The 12,355-nt window shown below is 44.0% G+C and carries 11 protein-coding genes; 1 reads left to right on the top strand and 10 read right to left on the bottom strand.

Annotation, left to right across the window (positions count from 1 at the left end; all coding sequences use genetic code 11):
* The 5 genes from B5F71_RS09680 to B5F71_RS09700 all read right to left on the bottom strand — a co-directional run.
* Positions 1 to 449: PD-(D/E)XK nuclease family transposase (locus B5F71_RS09680; RefSeq protein WP_206423835.1), on the bottom strand; the 449-nt coding region annotated here is incomplete at its 3' end.
* Between the two features lie 206 nt (positions 450 to 655).
* On the bottom strand, positions 656 to 2,527 hold the full coding sequence (locus B5F71_RS09685; protein ID WP_087209721.1) for an ABC-F family ATP-binding cassette domain-containing protein: 1,872 nt from the start codon (positions 2,525 to 2,527) through the stop codon (positions 656 to 658).
* Between the two features lie 4 nt (positions 2,528 to 2,531).
* Entirely contained in the window at positions 2,532 to 3,371 is an 840-nt protein-coding gene (locus B5F71_RS09690; RefSeq protein ID WP_087209724.1) for a DUF3805 domain-containing protein, read from the bottom strand.
* 14 nt (positions 3,372 to 3,385) lie between these two features.
* Entirely contained in the window at positions 3,386 to 4,591 is a 1,206-nt protein-coding gene (locus B5F71_RS09695) for a hypothetical protein (protein WP_022040269.1), read from the bottom strand.
* A 78-nt stretch (positions 4,592 to 4,669) separates the two neighbouring features.
* Positions 4,670 to 5,047 (bottom strand): RidA family protein, encoded by a 378-nt coding sequence (locus B5F71_RS09700; RefSeq protein WP_022040270.1) that lies wholly within the window; start codon positions 5,045 to 5,047, stop codon positions 4,670 to 4,672.
* A gap of 366 nt (positions 5,048 to 5,413) precedes the next feature.
* Here B5F71_RS09700 and rho point away from each other — a divergent pair, with 366 nt between their 5' ends.
* Complete coding sequence (rho, locus tag B5F71_RS09705) at positions 5,414 to 7,387, top strand: transcription termination factor Rho (RefSeq protein WP_087209727.1); 1,974 nt, start codon at positions 5,414 to 5,416, stop codon at positions 7,385 to 7,387.
* A gap of 293 nt (positions 7,388 to 7,680) precedes the next feature.
* Here the strand turns inward: rho and B5F71_RS09710 are convergent, their stop codons facing one another.
* The 5 genes from B5F71_RS09710 to B5F71_RS09730 all read right to left on the bottom strand — a co-directional run bounded on the left by B5F71_RS09710 (position 7,681) and on the right by B5F71_RS09730 (position 12,216).
* Positions 7,681 to 8,118: a PepSY-like domain-containing protein gene (locus tag B5F71_RS09710; RefSeq protein ID WP_022040272.1), complete on the bottom strand. Its 438-nt coding sequence runs from the start codon at positions 8,116 to 8,118 to the stop codon at positions 7,681 to 7,683.
* 42 nt (positions 8,119 to 8,160) lie between these two features.
* Complete coding sequence (locus B5F71_RS09715) at positions 8,161 to 9,459, bottom strand: HAMP domain-containing sensor histidine kinase (RefSeq protein WP_087209730.1); 1,299 nt, start codon at positions 9,457 to 9,459, stop codon at positions 8,161 to 8,163.
* A complete protein-coding gene (locus B5F71_RS09720) occupies positions 9,456 to 10,133 on the bottom strand; it encodes a response regulator transcription factor (protein WP_022040274.1) in 678 nt (225 codons plus the stop codon). Before B5F71_RS09720 ends, B5F71_RS09715 begins: the two co-directional genes overlap by 4 nt.
* A gap of 21 nt (positions 10,134 to 10,154) precedes the next feature.
* Positions 10,155 to 11,660, bottom strand: coding sequence for a TrkH family potassium uptake protein (locus B5F71_RS09725; protein ID WP_022040275.1), 1,506 nt, complete (start codon positions 11,658 to 11,660; stop codon positions 10,155 to 10,157).
* Positions 11,661 to 11,865: 205 nt separating this feature from the next.
* On the bottom strand, positions 11,866 to 12,216 hold the full coding sequence (locus tag B5F71_RS09730; protein ID WP_022040276.1) for a DUF2023 family protein: 351 nt from the start codon (positions 12,214 to 12,216) through the stop codon (positions 11,866 to 11,868).
* Positions 12,217 to 12,355: the final 139 nt, after the last annotated feature.

Here is a 12,355-nt window from a genome sequence, read left to right on the forward strand (position 1 = left end):
TCCTTGAAGTTCATCAGGAATATTCCGTACACGGTTGAGAGTTTGTAGCGGTCACCATAGCGGAGTGGTGCTTCACTTACCGTGTCCGACACACTGTCTTTTCCTCCAGCCGGCAATTCCACTTCATCCGTTATGGGACGTTCTATCAACCGGCTGATGGCACGGCACACGTAATACAGCGTACGGTCCAGGAAATTGCTGTGCCACCGGTTCTGCATCTCCACGATGATGTATTCCCCACTCGAAGTCAGGCAATACAGGTCGAAGATAATCCCCCTGTCGTTTACGTTGTCCGAATTGTCTTCCTTATCGATGAACGTCAGGTCTTCAATGTGATGCTCCCCCGCAAGCAGCTCGTTCAGCAAAGTAATGAGCAGTTCCTTGCTGGCAGGTTGCCCGAAGATGATCTTGAAGCCGATATCCGTAAACGGGTTTACAAAATGCGCCATGTATCTTTCTTTTCTCTTCATGCCTCAAAGATAGGAATATTAGCGAACATTCACAAATTTGTATACGGTGAAGTTGCTAAAGTTTTCACTTCTACTGTGCATGGCAGAGTCCCACCGTCAAGTTAGGAGTGCAACTCCGTCTAAGAACCGTACATGAGAGTTTCCCCTCATCCGGTACGGTTCAAACATTTCTTTCGATATAGTTTTTATCCCTCTATCTCACTCAACTCCAGCCAACGCATACTCTTTTCATCGAGTTCATCGTTGAGGACGGGAAGACGTTTGGACTTCTCGGTCAACTCGTCCACCCCCAGCGTTCCACTGCACAAAGCAGCCTCGATGTTTTTCTTTTCTTCTTCCAAAGCAGCAATCTCCTGTTCCAACTGTTCGAACTCTTTCCGCTCCTTAAAGGTCATACGGCGTTTGCCTTCGGGACGTTCGCGCTGTGGCTTGTTCTCTTTTTTAGGCTTTGGAGCATTCTCTTTTTCGAACACTTCTTTTGCAGCCTTCCAACTACGATAATCTGTATAGTTTCCCGGGAAATCGCGGATATCACCTTGACCATTGAACACCAGCAAGTGATCGACTACCTTATCCATAAAATACCGGTCGTGACTCACAACAATGACACACCCCTTGAAACTCTGCAAGTATTCTTCCAGCACCTGAAGCGTAACAATATCCAAATCGTTCGTCGGCTCGTCGAGCACCAGGAAATTGGGATTCTTCATCAAGACCATGCACAAATACAGCCTGCGCCGTTCTCCCCCACTCAACTTATATACGTAACTGTGCTGCTTTTCGGGCGGGAAAAGAAAATGCTGCAAGAACTGCGAAGCCGTAAGCCGCTTGCCATTCCCAAGCTCAATGACTTCCGCTACCGATGTAATGACATCGATTACTTTCATCTGCTCGTCAAACTTCAACCCTTCCTGCGAATAATAGCCGAAACGGACCGTCTCACCGATATCGAGCGTTCCACTGTCGGGCTTTTCCAGTCCCATCAGTATTTTAATGAAGGTGGACTTTCCTGTACCGTTGTTCCCGATGATACCCATCTTCTCGTAACGGGAAAAAATGTATGAAAAGTCTTCCAATATTGTAATATCCCCATAACGTTTACACAAATGGTCTGCCTCGAAAATCTTCGAACCGATATAGGAGGCTTTCACATCCAGCTTCACACTCGAATCATAAGTACGCTGCTTAGCCACTTTTTCCAGCTCATAAAAAGCCTCCTCACGATAGCGTGCCTTGTGTCCACGTGCCTGCGGCATCCGGCGCATCCACTCCAGTTCTGTGCGATATAAGTTATTGGCACGCGCTATTTCGGCATTGGCAGCATCGACACGCTGCTGTCGTTTCTCTAAGTAATAGCTGTAATTTCCTTTATAAGAATACAGCTGCTGACCATCTATCTCCATAATTTCAGCACACACACGGTCAAGAAAATAGCGGTCGTGCGTAACCATCAGCAAACTGAGTTTGGAACGGTTCAAGTATCCTTCCAACCATTCTATCATATCCAGGTCAAGATGGTTGGTAGGCTCATCCAAAATAAGCAAATCAGGCTCGGTAATCAGTACATTCGCCAATGCTACCCGTTTCAGTTGCCCGCCGGAGAGGTTCCCTACCAACTGGCTGAAGTCACGGATTTTCAGTTGCGAGAGTATCTGTTTCACTTTCCGCTCATAATCCCATGCTTTTTCATGCTCCATCCGTTCTAAAAGCACATCAAGCCCAGGATTGCCCGGAGCAGCCATGCAAGCCTCATACTCCTTGATAAGTTCTACTACGGCATTTCCACGATGAAAACAAGCCTCCAGCACAGTCAGTCCAGAAGGATAGACCGGACTTTGTTCGAGGTATCCCACACGTAAATCGCGCCGGTAAGTAACTTGCCCTTCGTCGTACCCTTCTTTCCCTGCCAGTATATTCAACAAAGTGGTTTTACCGCTTCCATTCTTGGCTATCAGTCCGACGCGTTGCCCTTGCGCGATACCAAAGGAAATCTGACGGAATAACACCAAGTCACCGAATGACTTGGTCAAATTCTCTACTTGTAAATAAGCAACCATATCTTTATATTGAAAGTACCTTTTCGACCTCGCCGCGCACACGTAAGTATTCATCTTTTAAGCGGCAGACTTCTCCATTCTTTACCTTATCCCATACAAGTCTGGTGGGACAGACCATTACATTGGTATCTGAAAAACGCAAGGCAGGATATTCCAGTTTCCCGTCGATAACCGTTACCCAGTCCATGCCGTCCATTTCATTTACCAGAATGGTACCAAAAACTATACCAAAACTCTCCCACACCTGACGCTGGCCAGGTTTGAAATGACCGCTATCCATCACTTTCTGAATATTGCTGATATCTGCCTCGGTACCAGTAAAGTCTTTCGCCAACTGCTTTTTGATGGCAGAAACAGCCCAGTCGTATGCTTCATTAATGGTATTGATTTCGAGCACTCTTACCGGAATAACCGCTTTCCAAGGCTTTTCATCTGCTTTCCGTACCTTAAGCGAAGCTATGATTTCCTCACCTACCCTGATGCTTTCCCCTTTTGCTACCGTAAACGAACATTCTATAGATACGGCATCCAACCCTGTTATCCAGAAATGTGATGTGTACCAGGTTCCGTTCTCTTGGAAACTTTCGGACAGATACACACATTTCCAGCGTCCGACCTGCACCAACTTTGCTCCCCGTGTATGTGACAGCTCGTCTTCCATGCAAGCTTTTGCATAATCACGTCTTTCACCCCGATAGGCAGATATGCGGAAATTGCCTGTCCACTTGTCGGGATTATAAAACAAGAAACTTTCTTCTGTATCTTCAAATTCGCGCCAATCGGACGGGTATTCCAGTAAAAACCATGCCCCCGGCGAGATATATGTTCTTTTATTCTTTTCCATGTATTCCTTTGTTATTATTTTCCTATTGGTTGAATCTGGGCACGGATAGCCTTGTCTATTTCCAGAAACATGTAATTAACCTTGCCCGAATGTATCAAGGCTTCATTCTCCTTATAAATACGAGTAGCATATTCCTTCGATTTCTCGAATACAAAACGTGACATACTTTCTTGTGACTTGCCTGCCACGGTAGAATCGAGTTTCTCTTCCGGGAAAAAATCGTCTAAGTTGACATCTCCTATCATCGAAGTTTCCAGAAAATGGATATTCTGATGCATACGGTCTGTATAGTAACCCACAAACATGTGTTTGGGGGTACGCACCAGAATGGGATTGATGTTGATAGCCTTCAGCAAGGAAGCAAAAAGCACGCTCCCATCTACACAGTTGATTTGTGCCGAAGCCATCGCATCATCGAATGTACGTACACGCTGCGAAAACACAACGTTCGACGAAAGACTGGTATTGCTGATGGAACTGTACTTGAATCCTCTTTTCTGCAATACGTACCACAGGGCATACACCTGTTTGTCGACCACATCGCTGTTCTTGCTCTGATAACCCCAGAAACGATTGACGATACGCGTGTTCAACGCTTCGCGCAATATCACATCTATATTTGGATTGTCTTCGTTCACATAGGCTGCAAAAAACTTTCCGGTATCATGAAACTTCATCTTGCTGTCCATATACCCCAGCAGGCATTCATTAATACTGCGTACGGAAAACGTACGGACATTGCTACCCAGCTCGTGATTGTTCAGCCGGACCGAAACAGACACGGTAACCGGAAGTGGCTGCGTGTGCTCGCGCAACGTTTCATATTTCCATATAATATCCGGAAAGACCAAATATTCCTTGCGTGCTTCGGGCAGCACAAACTCGGATACCGAACGGGAAAAAAACGGAGTTTCTTCCACCTCGATGTGTAACTTGCTGTTCGGATGCATATTCTTGATACGAATACCGATGCACGACTTCGGATTGCCTATATAACCGGTATCAGAAGGAAGAACAAGTTCGGCATCCGTTGTGGCAGTGGAAAGTATCGTCACCGGAAAGATGTTTCCGCCCAACTCGTCCGTAATCTCGAAATCCGAACGGAAAGGTTCGTAACGGTAAATATACCCTAATGAGGCCAACACGATAACTCCTGCCAGCAAAAATGTGGCAAGTTTCCATTTGTTTTCCACGTGAGACAACAGATTCCGATAGTTCATAATCAGATACAAAAAAGATTCGCCTCACAGGCTGAAAAGACATAAACCTGCCTGCACCTGTGCTGCGAACCAATCAGTTTATCGCACCGCAATGCATTCGATTTCCACCAATGCACCTTTAGGCAATGCCTTCACTGCTACGGCCGAACGTGCCGGAAAATCTCCCTCAAAATACTTGGCATACACACCGTTCATCTCGGCAAACAATGCCATATCCGACAAAAACACCGTAGTCTTCACTATATTTGCCGTGGTCAGGCCTGCCTCTGCCAGAATGTTCTTAATATTTTCGAACGATTGGGTAGTTTGCTCTGCCACGCCACCAGGAGCAAACTCTCCTGTAGACGGGTCAACCGGTAACTGTCCGGACACAAAAACCATTCCGTTCGCTTCGATTGCCTGACTGTAAGGACCAATGGCAGCAGGAGCCTTTTCTGTAAAAATCACTTTCTTCATTGTTACAATTGTTTTTTTTAATTATTACTAAACAACAAGCGAAGAAATAGCCGGAGCTTATCCACCTCGCTTGAAAATTCAGTGCTAAATTAGCACTTTTCTGCCAATCAAAGGAAATATTCAAAAAAAAATTAACGAAAACCTATAGGATATTGAAAAAAATACCTACTTTTGTAGTGTCAATACGTGAGACAAACGAAAACAGTTTGCAAACTCACTTCAAACAAAGAATCAAAAACTAATCATTAAATCCGTAATTATTGATAAGTGTCCAATCTTTAACGACGCACATCCACAACAGATGGTCGCATCGTAATAATGCACGCTTACAAAATTACACAATTACAATTCATTACACCTATACTTATGTATAACATTATTCAATTAAACGACAAAGATTTGTCCGAATTGCAACAGATTGCCAAAGAGTTGGGACTGAAAAAAACCAGTACCTTACCCAAAGAAGAACTGGTGTATCGCATTTTAGACGAACAAGCTATTGTAGGAGCTACCCAAAAGGCTTCTGCTACAAAGACCAATGAGGAACGGAAAGAAGGACAACCCCGCAAACGTTCACGAATCAGTGTAAAAAAAGAAGGAGACAAAGTATATACAGCCACTAAAGACAAGGCACAAAAGCTAGAAGCAAACACTCCCCCACTCCCGGCACCGGCTCCTTTATTCAAAGTAGATAATCTGGTAGAGACAGAAACTGTTGCGACAGAACAGGAAAGCAGTCCGGCACCTGCACCGGAAGAAAAGCCCAAAGCCAAACGGGGAAGAAAACCTGGAAGTAAAAACAAAACGACTTTGGCAAAAGAACAAGCCCAAAAGAACGAAAATACACTTTTTCAAACTCCAGCCGAACAAATTCCGGCAACCGAAAACGAACCAGAACTTCCGGAACTGGATATGGCAAATGTAGATGATTTTATTCCTATCGAAGACCTTCCATCTGATAAAGTAGAATTACCTACCGAATTGCTCGGTAAGTTTGAAGCTACCAAAATGGAACAACCGGTCATCACTGAGAAAGATAACAAACCGACAAACAACCGTTTCCAACAACGCCAACAACGCCATAACAACAATAACCGGCAAGCTAACGGACGCACCAATAACCCGACTGCCAACCAGACGACACAGGCTACAACAGAAAACCTGCCTGCTACAATTGCTGCCGAAACAGCACCAATTAAACCTGTAGAAAAGCCTTATGAATTTGATGATATCCTGCAAGGCTCAGGCGTATTGGAAATCATGCCCGACGGATATGGTTTCCTCCGTTCTTCGGATTACAACTATCTCTCTTCACCCGATGACATTTACGTATCTCAATCACAAATAAAACTTTTCGGACTAAAGACGGGTGACGTGGTAGATGGAACCATTCGCCCACCCAAAGAAGGAGAAAAATATTTCCCCTTGGTCAAAGTCTCGAAAATCAATGGACTGCCCCCAGAACTGGTACGTGACCGTGTACCGTTCGACCACCTGACTCCTCTGTTTCCTGATGAAAAATTCAAACTTTGCACAAGTAACAACGACAACCTGTCGGTACGCATTGTAGACTTGTTTACCCCTATTGGAAAAGGACAGCGTGCACTGATTGTGGCACAACCTAAAACCGGTAAAACAATCCTGATGAAAGACATTGCCAATGCCATCGCAGCCAACCATCCGGAAGTATACATGATTATGCTGCTGATAGACGAGCGCCCGGAAGAGGTAACCGATATGTCGCGCAGCGTCAATGCCGAGGTCATCGCTTCTACATTTGACGAACCTGCAGAACGTCACGTGAAGATAGCAGGTATCGTTTTAGAAAAAGCAAAGCGTATGGTAGAATGCGGACACGACGTTGTCATCTTCCTCGATTCTATCACCCGTCTGGCACGTGCTTATAATACAGTTTCTCCGGCATCGGGAAAAGTATTATCGGGAGGTGTAGACGCCAATGCACTGCACAAGCCGAAACGTTTTTTCGGAGCTGCCCGCAACATCGAAGGAGGAGGTTCGCTTACCATCATCGCTACGGCTCTGATTGATACAGGTTCGAAAATGGACGAAGTAATTTTTGAAGAATTCAAAGGTACAGGTAATATGGAGCTTCAGCTTGACCGTAACCTGAGCAACAAACGCATCTTCCCTGCAGTCAACCTGACAGCATCAAGTACGCGTCGTGACGACTTGCTTCTTGACAAAACGACTTTGGACCGTATGTGGATTCTGCGCAAATTCCTTGCAGACATGAACCCGATCGAAGCAATGAATTCAGTAAAAGAGCACTTGGAAAAAACCAAAGACAACGATGAATTCCTAATGAGTATGAATTCATAATTTTGAGCTTATATGAATGTCCGCCATCAGCCAATCCGACGGGGTTAAAAACGCAGTAGTACTGCATTTGCCGATGAAGATATATTCGTAGGCGGATGCAGTATATATTCAACCGCGAATGCAGTATATATTCAACTGCGGATGCAGTATATATTCATTTTTCAGGGGTATGTATTGATTGTTGGCGGACATCCATAAAAAATACAGAGACACAAATATATAGGTTATTTCCCTTATATTTGTGTCTCTGCTTGTAAAACAGTATCAGCTTACAGGAGATACATCACGTCCAATCAATCGTCTATATCAATCACCTGAAACTTGTTGTTAAACGTGATTTCCCAACGGTTGGACAATTTCACATCATACTCTTTTCCGTCACGTTCGATTTCCAGAATTTTCGCTTCAGGATAATTGGCCGAAACATACGAACGGATTTCAGCAGGAATAGCCTGTACTGGCACCGCAGACATTTTACATTTGATTTCGGTCCATTCACCAGACTTGTCAAACTCTAATTTCTCACCGTTTGTAAAAATCACATCGTATGTCTTATAAAATAATCCAGACTCCATCTTGGCCAAAGCCACCTTATGATTTTTGAAATACGTAGTAATGAAAGTCTGAGCCTTCGTTGGTAACTGCCCTATCTGAATGGGTTTGTCATTGTCTGCCAATGCCACTGCCTGGATACCTAACACACATACCAATAATAAAATCCACTTCTTCATATCAAATTTGCTTTTAATGGTTAATACATTTATCATTTGTTTTCATTGCAAAGATGAAGAAGGAATCTGAAAAGATTTTGAAATCTCGAAACAATGCATTTCTTTTTCATAAAAATATCGGATAGCCAGATGATTGGTCTTGCAGATGCTGTCGGCCAAAGCCAGCCCCAAGCCTGTAGACCCTTCTTTTTTGGTCCCTTGATAGAAACGTTCGAAAATACGGATACCGTCCAAAGGCTCGTTTCCCGTATTGCAGATACAGAAAACATTTCTGTCGATAATAATCCGGATAAGTCCGCCATCAACATTATGCACAAAAGCATTTTTCAATAAATTAGTCACCAAGACCGAAGCCAAAGAGTCATTGATTTCCACACAGAAAGAAGCCGTAACCTGCATCTCTACGTGTATATTCCGATAAGCATAAACTTCCTGATAGTCGGAGAGGTAATGTTTCAGGACTTCATCCAGACAAACGGCATGTTTATCCATGTATTGCCCGTTTTCTATCTTACACAGAAGCAATAATGAACGGTTCATGCGGGTAAGGTTTTCCAAAGTACGATGTGTCTTTGCCAGTTCCTCCAATTGACGTTCGGACAATCCATCGTCTTCCATCAGCATTTCAATGCGGTTACGACAAATGGCAAGCGGTGTCTGCATCTCATGTGAGGCGTTCCCGATAAACTGTTTTTGCTGTTCGAAAAGCTTTTCATTACGCCCGGCAAAATCTGTTACCGCTTCGTTCAGCCGGCCGAACTCGGTAATAGTTGTCCGATTGTCTAAAGGCTCGTTCGGATGCCCCAAACGATAACGGTCCAACCAACCCAGCAAACGATACAAAGGTTTCATGTTCCGGTAATAGACCCACATCGTTATCAACAGAATGACCAGCAACAATAACACGTACAAGAATATAATCCATCCTGTTATAGCACGTTGAAGATCCATCTTTTCAATCGTAGGCGTATAGACCACCAGTTCCATATACCGATCGTTCGATGCCCGGAAAATAGTAATGAGCACACGGGCAGGTTCTTCTTCTTTCTTCTCTGTAATATATACCATTTCATCACGATAAGTTATTTGCGGATAAGAAAGCGCATACTCTTTACTCACTTCGTATAAGTAATACTGGTTATTCGAGCCGTTATTGGCGGCAGGCATCTCTTCACCCTGCAAGGCACGGATGATTAACTGCTCGGAATAATCTTCGAGTGAATCATCGACTTCATCGTTTACCTCTTCCATCACCGCCATATAAAACAGACCTGCCCATACAGACAATACAACAATCAATGCCAGTGACAAACGCCATAAGACAAGATGGGATAACTTCATTCTACTACAAATTTATAGCCAAAACCGTAAACAGACTTCAATTCGGGAGTAGCCCCTGCATCTTTCAAACGTTTCCTGAGATTCTTGATTTGCGCATAAATGAAATCAAAATTGTCAACCTGGTCAATATGATCCCCCCATACCGACTCGGCAAGCGTATTCTTATTGACCAACCTACCGGGACGTGACATGAAATAATATAAAATGTCATATTCCTTACGATTCAGCTCTACCTGCCTGCCTGCTATCTGTACGCGGAACAAATCGGGGAACAATTCGATATTCCCTACCTGAAGCTTATGCTCCCCTTCACGCTGGCTGCGCCGGAACAGACTTTTCAATCTAGCATGCAGTTCGGCCAAATGGAAAGGCTTGGGCAAATAATCATCAGCCCCCAGATCAAGTCCCGCCACTTTATCTTCCAGCGAATCCTTAGCCGAAAGAATAATCACATTGGTACGCTTACCCAAATCATGAAGTTCTTTCAACAAATTCAGACCATTTCCATCGGGCAACATAATATCCAACAGGATACAATCGTAATCATAATCCTCTACTTTCTGCAAGGCAGTACGATAATCAGGAGCCTGTGACACTACATACCGCTCTTTTTCCAACGAACGGGTAGTTATCTCCCGCAAATCGCGGTCATCTTCTACTATCAATATTTTCATATACCTTATTTTATATATAGTTCAACGGTTATGCCAGAAACTCGGAACAAACATCAACAAGATAGCATACAATTCCAAACGGCCCAACAACATCAGAAAAGAAAGCACCCACTTGGCACCGTCAGGAAGTCCGCTCCATGAAAATGCCGGTCCATAATTCCCCAAAGCCACACCAGCATTCCCCATACTGGAAAACACCGTTCCAAAAGCGTCTGTCAATCCTACCCCCATCATCATCAAAAGAACCCAACCTACAAAACCGCATATCAAGAATAATAACGTAAAAGTCGTTACCGCTGAAATAGTCAACGGGTCGACTGTCTGGCGATTTATTTTTACCGGAAATACAGCACGCGGATGAATAAGACGTGCCAATTCGTTCTTCGCATTACGCAAAAGGATGAGCAAGCGCATCACTTTAATGCCGCCACTGGTAGAACCGGTACAACCACCTACGATTGTAGCATACATGATAAGCATCCATGTGAATGGAGGCCAGAAATTGTAATCATCTGTGGTAAAACCGGTAGAACTATGCACCGTAACAACTTGGAAAAGCGCCTTTCGGAAAGCTTTCTCCACATCATAATGATTATTGATGATAAGCGCAACGGTGATGAATAAAGTCACCGTAAATACAGAAATCAGAAAGCCCTTCACTTCATCGTCTTTCAGCAGATGGCGGAACTTCCCTTTCAAGCACATGAAATACAATGAAAAGTTAAGCGAGGAAAGCATCATAAAGATAGCGATGACATACTCGATGAAAGGCGAATTCCAATAAGCCACACTCGACTGCTTGGTGGAAAAACCACCCGTGGCCGTCGTAGAGAACGAATGGCAAATGGCATCAAACCATCCCATGCCTCCCCAAACCAACAGCAAGGTTTCCGAAACGGTCAATATCAGATACACCGTCCACAACCATTTCGCCATGATGCTCACTTTAGGATGAATCTTGTCGTGCGTCACTCCCGTAGCCTCGGCAGAGAAAAGCACCTGATTCCCCACACCGAATATCGGCAACACGGCTATGGTGAAGAACACAATTCCCAAACCGCCTATCCAGTGCGAGAAACAACGCCAGAACAGGATGCCATGCGAAAGCGACTCGATATTGTCAAGAATCGTGGCTCCAGTCGTCGTAAAACCGGAAACAATCTCGAAGAAAGCATCAGGAATCGAGGGTATTGCCCCACTGATATAAAAAGGAAGCATCCCGAAAGCTGAAAATAATATCCATGTGAAGGCAACGATGCAATAGCCGTCACGACGCGTCAGCCTGTTTTCGGCATTGCGTCCCAAGAAAACCAACACTCCTCCCGCTCCTACCGTTATCAGCGTAGAATAAACGAAATAAATGTAATCGGATTCGTGATAGAAAAGCGCAACGGCAGCACCCACCATCAGCATCACACCTTCGATAAACAACAGAAGCCCTAAAATGCGGCAAATCATCTTCTGGTTTATCAGACTGTTCTTCCGACCATTCCCTACATATGCATTTCTTGAAAATGAATCTTCCATCTTTACTTGTTTTTGTTAAGACCATGCAAAACTAATGAAAAGATTCAATATTGAATGCAGATTTCAGGTATAAATATACTTTCCCTCAAAAAGAAAGCACAATCTCCGCACTTGTTTTTACTATTCAGGCAGCCACTTACCCAGCGAACAAAAACGTACAGATTCCTCCCTGCCACCTTGCACAACTGTCTGCATGGATACACGGTCACGAAACAAGATGCCGCATCTTCCGGTCACAATATCGCTTGCATTGCACACAGATATCGTATCCCAACATTGCTCCTAAAATGAAGTCTTCTTCCGGTGTCAACCTGTTCAACGGCCGGTTGACCAACAGACGGATGGCCTCGATACATTCGTCACAACCGAAAAACAAATTGATACGCTCGTCATCGACCGGTAACACGATGAATTTGATATGCTGGTTCTCCAGACGCTTGACCGCAAAAGACTCGTATTTCTTGTTGGTCGTATACAGCACCATACGGCGTACTCCTTTCTTGAATTCATAAATGTGATTCAAAAACACTTTGATGTCAGCAGGGTTCAATTCCATAATCAGTGTATGATTGTAGTTGATGATTGAGGAAAACGGAAATAAATAATTAAGGAGAGTAAGAAGCTGTTTTGAATTTCTACAGAAGTTTTTTTCTCATCTTGATGTATTCGTTTTTCAAAACAATTTCTAAGCTGAT

The organism is Bacteroides sp. An269 (assembly GCF_002159755.1).
GTDB lineage: Bacteria > Bacteroidota > Bacteroidia > Bacteroidales > Bacteroidaceae > Phocaeicola > Phocaeicola intestinalis.

What these genes read in the sequence shown, in the direction of transcription:
- B5F71_RS09730 (WP_022040276.1), bottom strand. Translation starts at nt 12,216, where the DNA reads ATGGAATTGAACCCTGCTGACATCAAAGTGTTTTTGAATCACATTTAT.
- rho (WP_087209727.1), top strand. Translation starts at nt 5,414, where the DNA reads ATGTATAACATTATTCAATTAAACGACAAAGATTTGTCCGAATTGCAA.
- B5F71_RS09725 (WP_022040275.1), bottom strand. Translation starts at nt 11,660, where the DNA reads ATGGAAGATTCATTTTCAAGAAATGCATATGTAGGGAATGGTCGGAAG.
- B5F71_RS09715 (WP_087209730.1), bottom strand. Translation starts at nt 9,459, where the DNA reads ATGAAGTTATCCCATCTTGTCTTATGGCGTTTGTCACTGGCATTGATT.
- B5F71_RS09720 (WP_022040274.1), bottom strand. Translation starts at nt 10,133, where the DNA reads ATGAAAATATTGATAGTAGAAGATGACCGCGATTTGCGGGAGATAACT.
- B5F71_RS09695 (WP_022040269.1), bottom strand. Translation starts at nt 4,591, where the DNA reads ATGAACTATCGGAATCTGTTGTCTCACGTGGAAAACAAATGGAAACTT.
- B5F71_RS09685 (WP_087209721.1), bottom strand. Translation starts at nt 2,527, where the DNA reads ATGGTTGCTTATTTACAAGTAGAGAATTTGACCAAGTCATTCGGTGAC.
- B5F71_RS09690 (WP_087209724.1), bottom strand. Translation starts at nt 3,371, where the DNA reads ATGGAAAAGAATAAAAGAACATATATCTCGCCGGGGGCATGGTTTTTA.
- B5F71_RS09710 (WP_022040272.1), bottom strand. Translation starts at nt 8,118, where the DNA reads ATGAAGAAGTGGATTTTATTATTGGTATGTGTGTTAGGTATCCAGGCA.
- B5F71_RS09700 (WP_022040270.1), bottom strand. Translation starts at nt 5,047, where the DNA reads ATGAAGAAAGTGATTTTTACAGAAAAGGCTCCTGCTGCCATTGGTCCT.